This is a genomic window from Candidatus Poriferisodalis sp., from assembly GCF_965214215.1.
Classification (GTDB): Bacteria; Actinomycetota; Acidimicrobiia; order Acidimicrobiales; family Poriferisodalaceae; genus Poriferisodalis.
Map to the genome: position 1 here is coordinate 1,311,579 of NZ_CBDCBD010000003.1, position 17,194 is coordinate 1,328,772.

17 protein-coding genes are annotated in these 17,194 nt (G+C 64.0%); 12 read left to right on the top strand and 5 right to left on the bottom strand.

The features are described 5' to 3' along the window. Nucleotides 1-168: 168 nt before the first annotated feature. Entirely contained in the window at nucleotides 169-357 is a 189-nt protein-coding gene (locus tag ACOOF5_RS08355) for a hypothetical protein (protein WP_420438073.1), read from the bottom strand. A gap of 54 nt (nucleotides 358-411) precedes the next feature. Between ACOOF5_RS08355 and ACOOF5_RS08360 the strand changes: the two genes are divergently transcribed. The 7 genes from ACOOF5_RS08360 (at nucleotide 412) to ACOOF5_RS08390 (ending at nucleotide 5,619) form a co-directional block, all read left to right on the top strand. Next, entirely contained in the window at nucleotides 412-1,467 is a 1,056-nt protein-coding gene (locus ACOOF5_RS08360) for a nucleotide kinase domain-containing protein (protein WP_420438075.1), read from the top strand. Between the two features lie 66 nt (nucleotides 1,468-1,533). Then, the gene (locus ACOOF5_RS08365; RefSeq protein ID WP_420438077.1) at nucleotides 1,534-1,863 is read left to right on the top strand and encodes a hypothetical protein; all 330 of its coding nucleotides are present in this window, start codon (nucleotides 1,534-1,536) and stop codon (nucleotides 1,861-1,863) included. After that, nucleotides 1,860-2,690, top strand: coding sequence for a hypothetical protein (locus ACOOF5_RS08370; RefSeq protein WP_420438079.1), 831 nt, complete (start codon nucleotides 1,860-1,862; stop codon nucleotides 2,688-2,690). Before ACOOF5_RS08365 ends, ACOOF5_RS08370 begins: the two co-directional genes overlap by 4 nt. Beyond that, nucleotides 2,687-3,190: a holo-ACP synthase gene (gene acpS / locus ACOOF5_RS08375; RefSeq protein ID WP_420438081.1), complete on the top strand. Its 504-nt coding sequence runs from the start codon at nucleotides 2,687-2,689 to the stop codon at nucleotides 3,188-3,190. Before ACOOF5_RS08370 ends, acpS begins: the two co-directional genes overlap by 4 nt. Continuing rightward, complete coding sequence (locus tag ACOOF5_RS08380; protein WP_420438083.1) at nucleotides 3,187-3,564, top strand: helix-turn-helix domain-containing protein; 378 nt, start codon at nucleotides 3,187-3,189, stop codon at nucleotides 3,562-3,564. The genes acpS and ACOOF5_RS08380 overlap by 4 nt, the downstream gene beginning before the upstream one ends. 72 nt (nucleotides 3,565-3,636) lie before the next feature. Continuing rightward, the gene (locus ACOOF5_RS08385; RefSeq protein WP_420438085.1) at nucleotides 3,637-4,878 is read left to right on the top strand and encodes an ImmA/IrrE family metallo-endopeptidase; all 1,242 of its coding nucleotides are present in this window, start codon (nucleotides 3,637-3,639) and stop codon (nucleotides 4,876-4,878) included. Between the two features lie 195 nt (nucleotides 4,879-5,073). Next, nucleotides 5,074-5,619 (top strand): C1 family peptidase, encoded by a 546-nt coding sequence (locus ACOOF5_RS08390; protein ID WP_420438087.1) that lies wholly within the window; start codon nucleotides 5,074-5,076, stop codon nucleotides 5,617-5,619. Between the two features lie 352 nt (nucleotides 5,620-5,971). Here ACOOF5_RS08390 and ACOOF5_RS08395 read toward each other — a convergent pair whose 3' ends face one another. Further along, nucleotides 5,972-7,321: an IS1380 family transposase gene (locus tag ACOOF5_RS08395; protein WP_420438089.1), complete on the bottom strand. Its 1,350-nt coding sequence runs from the start codon at nucleotides 7,319-7,321 to the stop codon at nucleotides 5,972-5,974. A gap of 141 nt (nucleotides 7,322-7,462) precedes the next feature. Here ACOOF5_RS08395 and ACOOF5_RS08400 point away from each other — a divergent pair, with 141 nt between their 5' ends. Continuing rightward, nucleotides 7,463-8,227: a MazG nucleotide pyrophosphohydrolase domain-containing protein gene (locus tag ACOOF5_RS08400; RefSeq protein WP_420438091.1), complete on the top strand. Its 765-nt coding sequence runs from the start codon at nucleotides 7,463-7,465 to the stop codon at nucleotides 8,225-8,227. Nucleotides 8,228-8,259: 32 nt separating this feature from the next. On the opposite strand, the gene ACOOF5_RS08405 is transcribed toward ACOOF5_RS08400, so the two are convergent. Beyond that, complete coding sequence (locus ACOOF5_RS08405) at nucleotides 8,260-8,706, bottom strand: TIGR02391 family protein (RefSeq protein WP_420438093.1); 447 nt, start codon at nucleotides 8,704-8,706, stop codon at nucleotides 8,260-8,262. Nucleotides 8,707-8,819: 113 nt separating this feature from the next. On the opposite strand from ACOOF5_RS08405, the gene ACOOF5_RS08410 reads away from it, so the two are divergent. The 3 genes from ACOOF5_RS08410 to ACOOF5_RS08420 are packed head-to-tail and all read left to right on the top strand — an operon-like array spanning nucleotide 8,820 to nucleotide 11,835. Next, entirely contained in the window at nucleotides 8,820-10,376 is a 1,557-nt protein-coding gene (locus ACOOF5_RS08410) for a type I restriction-modification system subunit M (RefSeq protein ID WP_420438095.1), read from the top strand. After that, nucleotides 10,373-11,542, top strand: coding sequence for a restriction endonuclease subunit S (locus ACOOF5_RS08415; protein WP_420438097.1), 1,170 nt, complete (start codon nucleotides 10,373-10,375; stop codon nucleotides 11,540-11,542). Before ACOOF5_RS08410 ends, ACOOF5_RS08415 begins: the two co-directional genes overlap by 4 nt. Further along, complete coding sequence (locus ACOOF5_RS08420) at nucleotides 11,539-11,835, top strand: hypothetical protein (protein WP_420438099.1); 297 nt, start codon at nucleotides 11,539-11,541, stop codon at nucleotides 11,833-11,835. Before ACOOF5_RS08415 ends, ACOOF5_RS08420 begins: the two co-directional genes overlap by 4 nt. Here ACOOF5_RS08420 and ACOOF5_RS08425 read toward each other — a convergent pair. Then, on the bottom strand, nucleotides 11,832-13,124 hold the full coding sequence (locus tag ACOOF5_RS08425) for an ISL3 family transposase (protein WP_420437296.1): 1,293 nt from the start codon (nucleotides 13,122-13,124) through the stop codon (nucleotides 11,832-11,834). The genes ACOOF5_RS08420 and ACOOF5_RS08425 overlap by 4 nt on opposite strands. A gap of 173 nt (nucleotides 13,125-13,297) precedes the next feature. On the opposite strand from ACOOF5_RS08425, the gene ACOOF5_RS08430 reads away from it, so the two are divergent. After that, complete coding sequence (locus ACOOF5_RS08430) at nucleotides 13,298-16,423, top strand: DEAD/DEAH box helicase family protein (protein ID WP_420438101.1); 3,126 nt, start codon at nucleotides 13,298-13,300, stop codon at nucleotides 16,421-16,423. A 15-nt stretch (nucleotides 16,424-16,438) separates the two neighbouring features. Here ACOOF5_RS08430 and ACOOF5_RS08435 read toward each other — a convergent pair whose 3' ends face one another. Beyond that, nucleotides 16,439-17,062 carry an NYN domain-containing protein gene (locus ACOOF5_RS08435; protein WP_420438103.1) on the bottom strand — a complete coding sequence of 208 codons (624 nt, stop codon included), beginning with the start codon at nucleotides 17,060-17,062 and terminating at the stop codon, nucleotides 16,439-16,441. Between the last annotated feature and the right edge of the window lie 132 nt (nucleotides 17,063-17,194).

Genomic DNA, 17,194 nt, shown 5'->3' on the forward strand with positions numbered 1-17,194 from the left:
GCCGCCGCGAGCGCAGTTCGGACCCGAATTTGGCGCGTGTTGCATCGCTTGTCCTGGTCAGCGAGGGCGCGGCGGATAAGTGTTTCCACGACATCGTCTTGTGCTGCGTCTGGCTTCGCGCGACAAGTTCTGAGTTTCTTCGAGCAGCGTCGGGCTGGGCTAGCGGTCTCAGTTCAGGAGGCCGCGGCTGACGGATTCGCCGGAGCGCAAATCGAAGAGGCTGCTCTCAGCAGAGCAGAAGTACGACTTGCGGGTGAGGATGCTCGCTGGGCAGGCCGACCAGGCGGAGGCGGGCGTGGACCAGTCGGTGATCGGCCGGTAGCGGGCTGCCAGCGACTCGGCCTGCCTGCCGATCATGGGGTACTGCGCGGACCTGAGGTCAGCAGCCTGCTGTGGGTACTGTGAGCCGCTGTGCCACTCGCCACTCGCGACCCTGATCAAGGCCAGCTTCCGTTCGAGGAGAACCGCGTGTTCCGCCTCGCCGGGCGGCGAGTGCAGGTGACGGAGGTCTTCTGGTCGTACTGGCGTCTGGCGGCCGAGCGGCAGGCCATCTTCTATCGCCGCGCCGCGGGCGAGCTCGGTCCGTGGACGAGCGATCCCATCCTCGCCCGGCACAGGTTCACGAACGCGTACCGGGCGTCGGACCGCGTCAGTCAGTACCTGCTTCATCATGTGATCTACGACGAAGAGCGCGACGCGCTGGACACGATCCTCCGGGTCCTACTCTTCAAGATCTTCAACCGGATCGATACTTGGGAGCATCTGGTCGACCGCGTCGGGCAACCAGCAGCGGCTGGCTTCGGCACCGACGGCTACGCAAAGGCGTTGGACGAACTGCTCGATCGGGGCCGACGCGTGTACTCGGCGGCGTACATCATGCCGAGTCCGCGGCGAGGGGCGGACCGCAAGCACCGTGACCATCTCTCACTTGTCGAGATGCTGCTACGGACGGGCGTGTTGGCCCACCTCGAACGAGCTTCTTCGCTGCGATCCCTGTACGAAAGACTTTGCGAGGTGCCGTCGTTCGGACCGTTCTTGGCATTTCAGTACGCCATCGACTTGAACTACTCGCCGCACTTCGATTTCGACGAGATGGATTTTGTCGTCGCCGGTCCGGGAGCTGTTCGCGGCATCCGCAAGTGCTTTGCGGACACAGGCGGCCTCGACGCAGCCGAAGTGATCGCGGCAATGGCGGACACAGCCACTGAGTTCTTTGAGATGACCCCGACGCCGACCCCGTTTCGGGACCTGTGGGGTCGTCCACTTCAGCTCATCGACTGTCAGAACCTGTTCTGCGAGGTCGACAAGTACGCACGGGTCGCTCATCCTGAGCACTCGTTGGGCGGGCCCGGCCGTATCAAGCAGGTGTATCGGGTTGACCAGCGCCCCTTGACGCTGGGTTACCCACCCAAGTGGGGCTTGCCGTTGTCAGCGCAAGCCCCATCCTGTCTCGGCGCTGCTGTCTAGGTCTGGGTCGCCACAGGAGAAATGTTCCACTTGACAGCAGATGTCGGAAAATCTAACATCGATGTCATGGCAGATGACATCGACACGGGAACCATTTCCCCGCCTCAGTCTCCTCCGGCGGACACGGTCGAAGTCCACGGACTCACTGAGAGCGAGCTTGGGGCCCACGTGAACAGGTTGCTCGCCAGCGTTGGCGAAGCCACGAGTGGTGCCAGTTCCGGCGTGGCCAGCCTTGCCGCGGTGTGGGTGATTAGCCAGATCGAGGAGGCGTGCGGAGCCGGAACCCTCGTTGACCCTCGCGATCTGACCAAAGATGACTTCGCTACGCCGGCGGCGCTGAGTCAGATGCTGCACAGGCAGATCCGCGAGCGAGTGGCACCACTGGTCAAGTCATGAGCGAACTACTCGACGCGACCAGCACGTTGAGCGAGGCGTGGTCTCAGGCTCTGGTGCATGCGGCCAGCCAGCCGCGCGGGCGCTGCGTCAATTTGGTTATGACGGTTGAGAAGCCCGGCGCAGAAGACGAGGTTGTACGCGATGTGATCGACACGGCTCTCAACGCTGCCGGGGATCCGAGCGTGGAGACGGTCGCGGGCACCATCTTTCCGGCAGCGCTGTACTCGGGCCCCGGATTCTCATGGTCTCCTGACCTGGACGAACCGGCCGTTCGTGCCTTGGATGCTGCCGCGCTCAATCTCTACGAGCGCTACGCGGGCATGCTGCCCAAGTTGTTGAAGTTCCCTGGGAACAGCAGAGGCACCTATTTCGCGCGAATGATCACCTGGCCGGGCAATAGGTCCGGAGGAACAAATCAACTGGATTTGAGGATCGCCCGCATACGCGGCGAGTTTTCCAAGGGGAAGCGAACCAACAACACGCTCGATATCGACGTCGGTGCAGATGCTTTGCTCCCTGAATCTCTTGCTGGGGTGCAGCTCTACGCTCCGACAGATCGGCGCATGCGCGGCTTTCCTTGCTTGGTGCATATCGATCTCACCTTGTTCGATGGGACGCTGCACTGCATGGCCGTATACCGCCACCAGTACCTCATCACCAAGGCCTACGGGAACTTGGTCGGCCTCAGCCGGCTGATGCACTTCCTGTGCGAACAGACGGGCGCCGAGTGTGGCGAACTGGTAGTCCACGCCACCTTGGCTGACGCGGAGCCGGGTCATCCGGCGAAGCCACGAGATCTCGTCCAGTCCATAGAGGCACTGCTGTGACAGGCGACGGCGCTTTGGTGCCCGACCCTTCCGCGGTTCTCGCATCAGCGGTGAATGCCTCAGCGCTTGCCGGTGATCGTGATGAAGCAGCAGGTGTCGGAGTTGATGTTGTTTGCGTCTCCAAGATGAGCCGCCTGGTTTCCGAAGGCGGGCCGGCGTTTCTTCAGCGCTGTTGGACATCACACGAACTCGCCGAAGCGGGCGACGACCCAGAACGGCTCGCAACACGTTGGGCGGCGAAGGAAGCCGTAATGAAATGCCTCGGTGTGGGGATAAGCGACCTCGACCCGCGAGACGTCGAGATCGTGTCGCAGAATTCGGGCGCTCCAAGCGTTGTGTTGCGAGGCTCGGCTGCCGGGCGGGCCCAATCGCTCGGGATCTCCGAGTTCCACGTCTCGGCAACTCACGAGAGTGGCTGGGCCGCGGCAATTGCGGTCGCCTCGGCATCGACAGAACACCAAGATTCCAAAGTGGCAATACAACGAGAGGACGGATCATGAGCACGGATGCGCCCGAGTCAGACGAGGGTGAAGCGATGGCGCTCGCACAGCGCTTGAGGAACGCGCGCGAGTACATCGGCCTTCTGCAAGAGGATGTCGCAACGGCACTGGACATCCCTAGGGCGAGCGTGTCCGCCATTGAGTCCGGAAAGCGGCGCGTCTCATCACTTGAACTCAGGCGTCTGGGCCGCTTGTATCGCCGGCCCGTGGCGTGGCTGCTCGGAGAGGAAGGCGCAGAGGTTGATATGGACACGCCTCTGTACCGAGCGACGGCGGACCTGTCGGATCAAGACAAGGAGCAAGTCTTGCGCTTCGCCGAGTTCCTCGCTGGCGCGGGACGACCCGGAGCTGCTCGGACCGAGCAAGCGGAATAGCCCATGGTTTCCGGTCATACCCGACGCCTCGCGGCTGCGAGTTCCGCGAGCCGCCTCTTGAGCGAGGCAGGTTTGGATCAGACGCGCCAAGTCGATGTGTTCGGCCTAGTCGAAAGCCTCGGGTTGTGGCTCGCCTTTTTCCCGCTCGATGGGCTGCTAGGGGCATACCTGCCGGAGGGCACCGGTGGGATCCTCATCACCACCGAACGTTCGACGCCGATCCAGCGATACACAGCAGCGCACGAACTCGGTCACTGGCGACTCGACGGCGGTCACGATGCTGCCCTCGATACCGAATCGGATGTACTGGGACGCACCACCTTGGAGCGCGAGACGCTCGCGCAGGTCTTCGCTGGGGCGCTGCTGATCCCACCCCCGCTCGTCCACACCATCCTGTCGCGCCGCAGTGCGACATCGCTTGGCCCGCTCGACGTCTACACCGTCGCCCGTGAAGCTGGCGTCAGCTACGAGGCGGCCGCAAGGCAGCTGCACCACCTCGACCGGATCACGCAGCACGAACTGCGAGAGCTGCTCAAGGTGCAGCCGCTGAAGGTCAAGCAGTCGATTGGGGCCGGACGTCGACCCGTTGTTGGCGTTGCGGACGTTTGGCCAGTCGATATGGCGTGGCACGGCCAACTGCTCAACGTTCGCACTGATGACGAGATCATTATTTCCTTGCCTGAGGACCGCAGCACCGGCTACAGGTGGTCGATCGCGAGTCCCAATGCGAGCCCACGACGTGCCGCGGCACCGCCGCCTCCCCCCTTCGCCGATGACGGTCCCCTCGAGCCGGCAGCACTGCCGCTGGCAGAACCGAAGGCGGCGCCACGAGCCAGGCCGCCAAGCCAGGCCGTCGACCGAGCGCGCCAGCCGGCGTCGCCGGACAGGCCGGAACCGCTCGAGATTGCAGGCGGACGGGCAGCCGTGGTCGGCGATGTCTACATCGCCGATCGCTTCTCTCAGGCGATGACCGACGCGGCCATCCGAAGCCGCCGTCTGGCGAGACTTGGAGCCTCCGAATCGCGGAAAGCTGTGCAGCACGTTCGCGAGGAGAAGATCGTCGCTGGTGCATTGGGCCGGCGAGTGCTCGGGGTTCGGCTGACAGAGCCAGGCACGACGCAGCTTCGGCTGGTGCTGCGCAACGAGTACGGAGATGCAGATCCGGTCGACGAGTACCGAATCACGGCGGCCGTCGAAGCGCGGCGAGAGGCGATCACTATCGATCAGATCAGCGACGGCACAGACGCCTGGGCCAATATCACACGGGAAGGCAAGCGCTCCGGCGTCACATCATCGGCAGATGATCCCAGCTAGACGATGGCCGGTTACGACGCAAGGCGACAGCGCAGCTTGGCTCGTTCACCGGTCGATCTGAGACCGATGCTCGCTCCCGCCATCGACCAAGGATTCCGGCCGCTGTGCATCCCAATCGTCGTGACCGCTGCGCATGAAGCGTGTCGTACACAGCCTCCCGAGCCGCTAGCACCCGACGCCTTGTGGTCCCGTTGCGTGGCGATCGGCACAGCATCTCGTGGAGGCACGATCCTGGAGGCAGTTGCCGATGCGCTCCGCACAGTCGGCCAGCCCAGCCTGGTGGTCTGGCCGTTCAATTCCGCGATCGGTCACGGTGCGGATCAGGTGCCATCGGCGGCCCAGGTGTCCGTCTGGCACCAAGCCGAATTGACCCCTGTGTCGGTGGCCAACGATGGCATCGAGGACGTCATCGAAGATCTGCTCGCGGCTGGCCTCGTCGTCGCGTTGATCATCGAAATCACGACTGAGTTCGAGCAGGCAGCGCCTGAAGGCACCATCGAAGTGCCTCCGTTGACTGCACCGCAAGGTGCCTACCACGCCGTGTTGGTGGTTGGAGCTCGGACACACGAACAGGTCCGAGTCCTGCTCGTCCGAAATAGCTGGGGACCCGGATGGGGAGCGGGCGGCTACGGCTGGCTGCCCACGGATTACCTCATCGCGTTCGGCGCACGCGCTGGTGCGATCGACCCATTGAGCTTGACGAGCGGCTCACTACCGAGCACTTGGAGGATCGATTCCTGATGACGAACGACCCGCTCACCATCGCCGAATTCCAACACCGCTCTCAACTAACGGACCACTTTCCAGAGCCTGACGATGAAGGGGGCGATCCCCTACTGGGTCCCCTGCTCGGTCTTGCGGGCGAAGTCGGGACATTGCTAGCCCTGATTATTCATGAGAATGCCGCGAGTCGTCTTTTGGGCATGCCGGTTGGCCTGATTTGTCGTGTCGGGGTTGTCGGGGTGCGGGCCGGGGCTCGGCCGGGCTGTTTTTGGCTCCGATTTGGGTGTGGGCATGCTGTGGGGCGTGTTCGGGGGCGCGGCGGAGCCGGCCCGCTGGTGCGGGCATCGTCGAGTTCGGGTGCCGCGGCGGGTCAGCGGGGGTGGGCGATGGCGAGCAGGGCTCGGGCGCCGGGGTGTTGTTGGGGGAGCCGCAGCAGGACGCGTCGTGCGCTGTGGCACACGACCGCTGGGAGGTGCCACAGCTGCCAGCGGAGCCGTTTGGGGGCTGCTCGGCGCAGCGTTCCGGTGAGGCAGCGGGTCTGGAACCATCCCACGAGCGCGAGGCCGGTCATGGCCAGGGCGGCCCAGGCGCTGTTGGCGTGCCAGTCGGTGAACGGCATGCGGGCCAGGCCGCTGTCTTTGAGCCGGCAGATGGCGTTCTCGACGTCGGCGTGTGAGCGCATGAGACGGTCGAGCTGGGCTGTGTCGCCGGTCCGGTCGGTGAGGAATCCCCAGTATCGGTAGTTGTCGCTTCCGAACAGGCTGCGCTGCGCGCCGGGATGCAATGGTTCGCGGCGCACTATCAGCCGGGTTCGAGCGGGCCAGCCCGGCAGGTCGACGAGGTCGGTGAGGTCCGCGACCTGAGCGCGGCCGGGCTTGCGCTGGCGGGGCCTCTTGGCGGCGTTGTGCCAGCGGCCCGGGTCGCCCAAAGCGCCGCGGATCGCTGCTTGGATGCCGGGCGTCGAGCGTGCTGACACCATGAACCCGATGTTGCGGTCCCGCAGTCCTTTCGCGAGCTTCGCCGAGCAGCCCGCCGCGTCGATGCGCACCACCAGCGAACGCTGCGCCAGCTCGCTGTCGTCGCCTGGGCGGTGCCCTGCCGCGTCAGGGCAGGGCAGCATCGACACCGCGGCGTCGATCACTTCGAGATGATCGGCGATGTCGTTCGCTGCGGCGTTGCCCGGACGCTGCTTGACCCACAGCGGCTCCCCGTCCGCGGTCGAGCACACCATCGGATGAAACCCGTAGCCGCCCTTGAAATGCGGCGCTGCGCCCTCCTTGTTCTCCGAGTGGATCTCCACCAATGTCGAGTCGACGTCGACCACCAGCGGGCGACCGCGATCACGGCCGGCCCACAGCCGCTCGCGTACCGCTGCCGCTGCGCCCATCAGCGCTTCGGGGCCGCCGGGGCCCAGACCGGTGAGAGTGCGATACAGCGTCGAGTCCGACGCCACCTCGCCGAACAGCTCACGCTGAGCACGCAGATACTCGATATCGGTGCACGCCTCACCGCCGCCCGCCAGCACCAACAACGCATGAACCAAAACCGCGCCGCGGTCATGAACCGGGGCGCGCTCCCCGCGTGCGGGCACCGCCGCCGACAGCGCTTCGGTCAGCCCCACACGGTCCGCGAACCGCCCCAGCGCGAACAGGCCCGCACCCCAAACAACCCGGTCCCCGCCGCCTGTCAACTGCGCGTTCGTGACACTGGTAGGTTTCACCTCGGAGATGCCCCCCTGAACTCGCTGATGCTTGACTCAACGCCATGCATCGTCGCAGGTCAGAGGGGCTTTTCCGCGGACCCACACCGCACCGACCCACAGCCCCATGAAGAATCAGGGCTAGCGGCGTACAAGAAGCGGTTGCGAGATGGCGCGGCGTATGAGCTCTTTAAAGACAACGTCGCAGAAGAACTCGGGGACATCTTGTGGTACTTGGCGAACGCCGCCGAAAAGGCTGGTCTCTCGCTCGATGAGGTTGCTCGGAGCAACCTGGCCAAGACTTCCGATCGATGGCCGACTCGCGGCGAGGCAACGCCGAGGCGCCGAAGGCCATCAGAGCACTTCGATGATGGGTTGCCGTGGAGACATCGGCTTCCCCGCAAGTTCACCGTGACGATTCGGCCAGCGTCCAGCGACGGACCCGAACCGTTGATAGAGGTGATCTGGAACAGGAAGCGCGTCGCCAGCAGCCTCGCAGACAACACCTACGGCGACAGCGGTTACCGATACCACGATGCATTTCACTTGGCCAACGCTGCGGTTCTTGGTTGGTCGCCTGTGGCCCGAGGCAAGATCTTCGACCGCAAGCGTCCGAAGGGAACGATGACTGACGCTGTCGAGGACGGTGGTCGGGCCATCGTGGTCGAAGAAGCGTTCGCAGCATTCATGTTCGAATACGCGTGCCAGCACAACGACCTTGAGAACGTGCGACACCTCGATTACAACGCGCTCAGAACTTTTCGCATTTTCACGGCCGAACTTGAGGTCTCACAGCGCCATCTGTGGGAGGTCGAGGAAGCCGTGTTCCAAGGATTCGCCGCATGGCGACAACTGAAGGAGAATAACGGCGGTGTCCTGCGGGGCGACCTTGCCGCCAGAAGGCTGACGTACGCACCGTTGGGGTAACAGTGGGCTGACCCGCCACGAGTTGCCGTTGGTCAGACCGTCCGGCTGTTCCCGATGGAGTCGAGAATCCGCATGAGCAGGCTCGCGGTGGCTACGGCTTCCGCGGCTTCGGCGACATCGTTGTAGTCCACATCCCGATGCCCGGCCGGATTCCTGAGCACGGCGTAGGCACCGGCGAAGAGTGCCCGCCGCCCCTCGCGCTCGCTGGCCACCGCATTCGGATCGGTCAACGAACCGCCTTGGCCGAATGCCTGGTTCATCAGATCGACCCCGATGAGATCGTCCCCGAGGTCACTGAGTCCGCGAACCCGCACCTCGATCGCATTCATCGAGACGAATACGGCTTGCTCGTGCTCGCCGAGCAGGAATTGCCGACGGGCTCGACGGTCGATTTCTGGGTGGAGGCCCTCCGCGAGGCTGTGCAGGGCACGAACGTGATCTATCCCGCGCCCCAACGCCTCATGCCCTGCTCGGGTCACGAAGACCGAGAAGAGGTAACGCGATCGCCCTCGGAAACGGTTGTGATTGGCCTGTTGGATCGCGACGCGGCCGGTTTCACGCGGCGTGCTTGGACCGGCGAGAATGGGTGGCCATGGTCACGGGTGAGCTGAAACGGCAGATCGATGCGGTGTGGAACGACTTCTGGTCGGGGGGCATCTCGAACCCGCTGGAGGTGATGGAACAACTCACCTACCTGCTGTTCGTCAAGGCCCTCGATGAGCAGCAGACGCTCGCGGAGAACAAGGCGAATCGCACGCGCAAGCCGATCCCGGCCGAGGACGACATCTTCCCTGAGAGTCAGGCGTTCCAGCCCGAAGGGCGGGCCGAAGGCCGGCCGTACCGGGATCTGCGCTGGTCGAGATTCAAGAATCTGCCTCCATCCGAGATGTTCGACATCGTTGAGAACTACGTGTTCCCGTTCCTCCAGCAGCGAGCCGACGAGAGCACCCACGCCAAGCACATGACCGGTGCCAAGCTCACGATTCCCGCGCCTGGGCTGTTGCAAAAGGCCGTGGACGGGCTCGACGCGGTCGAGATGGCCGACCGGGACACCAAGGGCGACGTCTACGAGTACATGCTCTCGAAGATCGCCACGGCCGGCCAGAACGGCCAGTTCCGCACGCCACGGCACATCATCGAGCTGATGGTCGAGATGATGGCGCCCCAGCCCGACGACGTGATCTGTGACCCGGCTAGCGGCACCTGCGGATTCTTGGTCGGTGCCAGTGAGTACATCCGTCGCGAGCACCCGGGCGCCCTCACCGACAATCGCCGGCAGCGTCACTTCCACAACGGGATGTTCGCGGGCTACGACTTCGACAACACGATGCTCCGCATTGGGTCGATGAACATGCAGCTCCACGGAGTGCAGAACCCGAACATCAGCTACCGGGACTCGCTCGCCGAGGATCACGCTGGCGACGCTGAGGCCTACAGCCTGATTCTCGCCAACCCCCCGTTCGCCGGATCGCTCGACTACGAGGGCACCGCCAAGGGCCTCCTGCAGGTCGCCAGGACGAAGAAGACTGAGCTGCTGTTCCTCTCGCTTTTCCTGCGGCTCCTCCAGCCGGGTGGCCGAGCCGCCGTGATCGTTCCCGACGGAGTGCTGTTTGGCTCGACGAAGGCACACAAGGTACTCCGCCGGATCTTGGTCGAGGATCAGAAGCTCGACGGGATCGTGTCGCTGCCCGCGGGTGTTTTCAAGCCGTATGCGGGCGTGTCCACAGCGATCTTGCTGTTCACGAAGACGAACTCCGGAGGCACCGACCTCGTTTGGTTCTACGACCTCATGGCAGACGGCTACAGCCTCGACGACAAGCGGGCTCCGCTGATGCACGACGACAAGCTCGGTGTACTCGCTGAGGGCCTGGTCGAGGATGAACACGCAGCCAACAACCTTCCCGACGCGCTGACCCGTTGGTGGGCGCGCAACGATTTGGAACTGGAGCGGGCCCTGACCGAGCAGTCCTTCTGTGTGCCCAAGGCCGACATCGTCATCAACGACTACGACCTCAGCATCAACCGTTACAAGGAGATTGTCTTCGACGAAGTGCCGTATGACTCGCCGGCCTCAATCATCGATGAACTGCAGATGCTGGAAAACGACATCCAATCGGGCCTCCACGAACTCAGGGCTGTTCTCGGATGAGAACGGTTCCCGTCGGCGACTTCGCGGCTCAGGTCGACTACGGGGTAACGGCCTCCGCATCCAAGGATCCGATCGGCCCGAAGATGCTTCGGATCACTGACATCAGAGAAACCGGGATCAACTGGTCAACTGTGCCCCACTGTGCCGAAACTACGAAGGGTGTGAAGGCCCGGCGCCTCAGGGCCGGTGACATCGTCTTCGCTCGGACTGGGTCGACGGGCAATAGCTTGCTAGTTCGTGACTGTCCCGAAGGAGCTGTCTTCGCGTCGTACTTGATTCGGCTGCGGGTGCAACCAGCGATCGCCGAACCCGGCTACGTGAGTCATTTCTTTCGTTCTCCGAGCTACTGGCGACAGATTGCCAGCGCATCAGACGGCGGAGTCCAAAAGGGAGTCAATGCATCGAAACTGAAGAAGCTCCTGGTTCCGCTGCCGCCGCTGGGGGAGCAACGGCGGATTGCGGCAGTGCTGGACGCGGCTGAGGCGCTTCAGGCGAAGCGCCGTCAGGCGCTCGGCAAGCTGGATGACCTTGTACAAGCCGTTTTCTTCGACATGTTCGGTGACCCGACGGTCGAATCGGGGTGGCCAAGGGTACGACTGGAGGAGGTCTGTCGCCACAAGGGTGAGTACGGCGCGAATGTTCCTGCTGTCGAACTCGTCAGTGGTATGCCCCGCTACCTGAGAATTACGGACATACGCAGCGATGGAACCCTGACTGATGAAGCCGTAGGACCCGGTGGCACGGAAGACCAATGGCGTTCGAAGATCCTGAATCCCGGAGATCTGGTGTTCGCTCGTTCGGGAGCGACGGTGGGCAAGACATTCCTTATGCAGGACGAGAGTGCACCTTTCGTCTTCGCGGGATATCTGATCAGGTTCGTGCCCGACCAGCAGCGGATTCTGCCTGAGTTCCTATACCAGTGCACGAGAACTGAGAGATATCGGAGTTGGGTCGCGGGGGCGGCCACGACCGTCGCCCAGCCCAATGTCAATGCAAGCAAGTATGCGCAGTTTGAGTTATCCCTGCCGCCGATGGAATCACAGCACCAATTCGTCGACGCGGTCGAGCGGATTCGACATCACCGAACAACTCTCGAAGCGAGTTCTCAATCCTTGGACGTGTTGTTTGCCTCGCTACAACAGCGGGCGTTTCGGGGGGACCTGTGAGCGAGTCGCAGTTCTCGTTCCTCGATGCCGAATTCAAGCCCGAGTTCGAGTCCGCGTCGCGGGCCGAGGGGTACACGCTGTCGGATCCGGGTGCCGCGGTCATCTATGCGCGCAAGAGTCTGGAATCAGCCGTCAAGTGGATTTACCAGCATGATCCGTCCCTTCCTTCGGCCTACGGCGACTCGCTCAACACGCTGTTGAACGAGGCTGCGTTCAAGGCGCTGGAAGGCGGCCGGATCTTCGACGTGGCTCGGAAAATCCAGAGGGCGGGAAACCGGCTCTTCGCGTTTTAGCGTGGGGTGAGGGTGTCGAGCAGGGTCCAGTCGGGTTTTCCTGCGTAGAGCAGGACTCGGGTGCGGTAGTGGTCGAAGTTGGTGATCCCGAACGACACGCGCTTGATCAGCTTGGCCAGGTTGTTGGCTGCTTCGGTGGGACCGTTGGTCACTCGTGAGCGGTGCCAGTTGGTGATCGGGGTGCGCCAGGTGCGTAGCGTGCGGCCGAGCTTGTTCAGCTCCGGCGAGTACGCCTCGTCGCGCAGGTCGCGGGACAGCTCGTCGAGCGCTTCGAGAGCGGTCTTGTGGTCGCCGATGCGGTAGGTCATGCGAAGGGTTTCCTTGGCGTGCCAGGCGTCGCGGACCTCGCCGCGGGGGTCGCCGGCTGCGAGCAGGCCGCGCAGCTTCGCCTCGCCGCGTTGGGTGACGCGTTCGTGGGCTTTGAGCAGAAGCCGCCGTATCCGATACAAGGGATCGTCTTTGGTGCCGCGTCCGCCGGTTGTCTCGTTCTGGACGCGTCTGCGCACCTCGTCGACGGCCGAGTTGGCGAGCTTGACGACATGGAACGGATCGGCGACCTGGATCGCTTTGGGCAACGCGTCGGTGAACGCCTTGCGGTACGGGCCCGACAGGTCCATGACTGCCCAGCGCACCCGGGCTCGCCATCTCGACGTGCGTCCCTGGATCCATCTGGTAGCGCCCTTAGCGCTCTTACCAGCGACTATGTCCAGCAGCTTGCCTTTTCCGGCGTCCACGATGGTGGTGCCCCAGTGCTGTTCGCGGTACCGGCCGCGTCGGAACATCAAGATCTCATCGAGACCCAAAGCGGTCACCCCGTCAATGCGCGAGGCGTCGGCTTCGAGCAGCGCTTGGCCCCAACGCTGCACCGCAGCCATCGCGGTGTGCCAGTTGCAGCCCAGCTCGGCCGCGATCTCTTTGATCGCGCGTCCCGCACCGGCGCGGCGGGTCGCCCAACGCGCAGCCCGGCTGGTCATGCGCCCCCTGGGCGGCGCGATGGCGGGCTGCTGATCGGTGAACGTGCGCACCGCACAGCCCTGATGGGGGCACAGCCAGCGGCGCTTGCGCCACACCAGCTTCACCGCCCGCCCGAACGCCGGCAGATCAGCGAGGCGCACCCCATTCGCCCCGTGAGCCCACACCCGCCCGCCGCAGCCCCCACAGCACGGCCGATCCGTCAGCGCTATCACGACCTCGAGCGGGCCGCCGCGGCCGCCCCCAACATCGCGCACCGCGACACCCGGACCCAAACCGACGATCAGCAACAACGCACGCGTACAGTCAACAGCCACAGGGATCCTCCAGATCTCGGGGTCTCAACACCTCCGATTCTGGGGGATCCCTCCCTATCGAGCCGGGACCCTCAAACGCTCACCCCACGCGCAAACGCGAAGCGCCGGGAAACCGTGCTGTTCACCAGTCGAAGGCCCCATCGAAGCTGGAGGCCGTCGAGATTGTCTCGGCGTTGTTCCAGTTCTGCCTCTGGTTCGCGTTCACCTACGGCCGCACATCGAAGCCCGACCTGTCGCTGCGATTCAACCCACATCGGTTGCTCGACGCGGGCGAAGCAGAGCGGGCATCGCTACGCGAGCGCCAAGAGCTCGAGGCACAGCTGGAGCACGAGTCCGAAGAACTCGCTGCGGCCCAGCTGCGACTGGCGGATTCGACTCGCACCGCCGAGGAGTTGAACGCCGAGCTGGCGAAGCTGCGGGCAGAGGTTGCCGCGGCGAAGAAGAAGGCGGCCGAGACGGTCCCGCCGGAGGCCTTCGACTGGTCTGAGGCCCAGACTCGCAAGTTCAAGATCGACGCCCTGCTGGCAGAAGCCGGCTGGACCGGATTCGTCGAGGGCCGAGACACCGAGTACGAGGTACACGGGATGCCCTCCGACTCAGGCGTCGGCTATGTGGATTATGTGCTGTGGGGTGCCGACGGACTGCCGCTGGCCGTGGTGGAGGCCAAGAAGGCGCTGGCTGATCCGAAGGTCGGCATGGAGCAGGCGAAGCTCTACGCCGACTGCTTGGAGGCCGAGACTGGGCAGCGGCCCGTCATCTACTGCAGCAACGGCTACGAGCACTGGCTGTGGGACGACACCCAATATCCGTCCCGGCGAGTGCAAGGGTTCTGCACCCGCGACGAGCTGGCATTGCTCATCCAGCGACGCACGGCTCGCAGGCCGCTGGTGTCACTGGATGTCGGTGAGCAGATCGTCGATCGCCATTACCAGCGGCGGGCGATCAGCGCTATCGCCGAGCACTTCGAGCAGAGCAGGCAGCGCAAGGCACTGCTGGTGATGGCCACCGGGGCGGGCAAGACCCGCACGGTAATCGCCCTGGTGGACCTGCTGATGCGAGCCGGGTGGGTGAAGCGGGTGCTGTTCCTGGCTGATCGCACAGCGCTCGTGAACCAGGCGGTGAACGCCTTCAAGACTCATCTGCCGGACTCGGCGCCAGTGAACCTGGTGACCGAGGGCAACGTGGACGGCCGGGTGTACGTGTCGACCTATCAGACGATGGTCGGCAAGATCGACGAGTACCGGGCCGACGAGACCCGCCGGTTCGGGGTGGGGCACTTCGACCTGGTGGTGATCGACGAGGCGCACCGGTCGGTGTACCGCAAGTACCGGGGAATCTTCGAGTACTTCGACTCGCTGCTGATGGGCCTGACCGCCACCCCCAAGGATGAGGTCGACAAGAACACCTACGACCTGTTCGACCTGGAGACGGGGGTGCCCACCGACGCCTACTCGCTGGACGACGCCATCAAGGACGGGTTCTTGGTGCCGCCCCAGAGCGTGTCGGTTCAGCTCAAATTCGTGCGCGAGGGCATCCGCTACGACGACCTGAGCGAAGACGAGAAGGACGACTGGGACGAGCTGGACTGGGGCACCGACGATGAGGGCAGCCCGCTGGCGCCGCCCGAGGCGGTCGACCCCGCCGAGCTCAACAAGTGGCTGTTCAACACCGACACCGTCGACCGGGTGCTCGAGTATCTGATGACCGAGGGCGTCAAGGTGGCCGGCGGCGACCGGCTGGGCAAGACGATCATCTTCGCCAAGAACCAGAAGCACGCCGAGTTCATCAAGGAGCGCTTCGACGCCAACTACCCGTCGCTAGATGCCGGGAACTTCGCCCGGGTCATCACCCATCAGGTGAAGTACGGCCAGAGCCTGATCGACGACTTCTCCAACAAGGCGAAGGCGCCGCACATCGCGATCAGCGTGGACATGCTGGACACCGGCATCGACGTGCCCGAAGTCGTCAACCTGGTGTTCTTCAAGCTGGTGCGGTCGAAGACAAAGTTCTGGCAGATGCTCGGGCGAGGGACCCGACTGTGTGGGGACCTGTTCGGGCCCGGGGAGGACAAGACGCACTTCAACGTGTTCGACTTCTGCGGGAACCTCGAGTACTTCAGCCAGCCGCTGGTGCCGGTGGCGAAATCGAGCGGCAAATCGCTCAGCGAGATCCTGTTCTCGGCCCGGTTGGAGCTGCTGGCCACGCTCGATTCGGTGGCGGCGCTCGGCGACGAGCGGGCTGAGATCGCAGCCACGCTGCACAAGACCGTGGCGTCGATGAACCCCGACAACTTCCTGGTGCGGCCTCACTTGGAGCTGGTGGAGCGATTCAGCTCGCTCGAAGCGTGGGAGACGGCCTCGCTGGCGGACTTGGCTGAGCTCAATGAGCGGGTGGCCAAGCTGCCCGACCAGCTCGATGCCGACAGCGAGGACGCCAAACGCTTCGACGTGGTGATGCTGAATGCGCAGTTGGGCCTGCTGCGGCGCGAGCCGTTCGAGCGGCAGCGCAAGCGGATCATTCGTGTGGCGTCCGCGCTGGCGGACTTGGGCACGGCGATTCCGGTGGTGGCACAGCAGCAAGAGCTGATTGTCGACATCCAGACCGACGAGTGGTGGGCCGACGTCACATATCCGATGCTTGAGGACGCCCGCAAGCGGCTCCGCAACCTGGTGCAGCTCATCGTGCACACGAACAAGAACGTGCTCTACAGCGACTTCGCCGACGAGTTCGGCGGGGCCAGTGTGATCAAGCTGCCTGGCACCGGCGATCCCGGCGGCGATGGTGATGCTGGGGACGATGACGACGCTGTTGGTGGTGGCGCTGGCGACGAGTTCGCTCAGTTCCGCAAGAAGACCCAGCACTTCCTGACCGAGAACCTGGCCACCGATGTCGTGGCCAAGGTCCGCAGCGGCGAAACACTGACGCTCGTCGACATGGACGCCCTGCAGCGCGTCCTGGTAGCCGCCGGCATCGGCGACACCGACACCTTCGCCGAGGCGTCAAAGCGCGCCGGCAGCTTCGGGCTGTTCATCCGCTCGCTGGTAGGACTCGACCGGGCCGCCGCCAAGCGCGCCTTCGCCAAGTTCCTCGACGACAAGCGCTACAGCACCAACCAGATCCGCTTCGTCGACATGGTCATCGACTACCTCACCGAGCACGGCACCGTCGAAGAGCGCCGCGTCTACGAGTCACCCTTCATCAGCGTCGCCCCCGAAGGACCCGACGCCATCTTCGTGCCCGAAGACGTCGACGAGTTCTTCGAGATCGTCAAGCACCTTCGCAGCACAGCCGCCGTCTGACCGGCTTACGCTGCCCTAAATCGGCAACCACCCCTGTGGTGCCTGCAACTTGTGGCCGTTGGCCTTGAAGATCGAGTCCGGCAGGCGGCTCCTGCGGATGACGCCGTCTCCGATGGGAAGGGCCACACGGGCTGCTCGTCTGAGTTCAGCGGAACGCCTCTTTGGGGGAAATGCCACGACGACGGTCTTCGCTGGGTGCCTTCGTTGGACCGACTCGATTGGAGGTGCAAGATCACTGTCTCCCGAAATGACGATTGCGACATCGAACAGGTCGTCGTACGCATCGTCGAGAAGTCGCACTGCGATGTTCACGTCCGTCTTCTTCTCCTCGCTGCGCTGCCATCTTTTGCCACATTGCTTGCATTGAGCGGGTTTTGAGAGGAAGTGGCCGAAGTCGATTTCGACTCCTCCATGCGCCAGCAGCGCATCGATGTAGGTCCCTTGGCGGGCTTGCTTCTCGGGATCGTTCCTGACGCGGGTCGTGAAATAGCGGACGCTGACGAGTTGTTGATGCGGCTTCAGCAGGTTGCTGCACATGGCCCTGAGATCCAGCCAGCGCGACGAGCCCAGCTTGGCTTCCATGAGACCGTGATAGAGGTTGAAGCCATCGATGTATGCGGCAACCCGTTCGACAGACATGGCACGTCGAGGTTAGATGTCCAATGGATTTGACAGGCGTACCGATGGCGGTACGCTGAGCGCACCCCACCGGGGCGCGTAACCCTGGTCCGACGGCCCCGGCTTCGGCCGGGGCTGTTTAGCGTCTGGGCG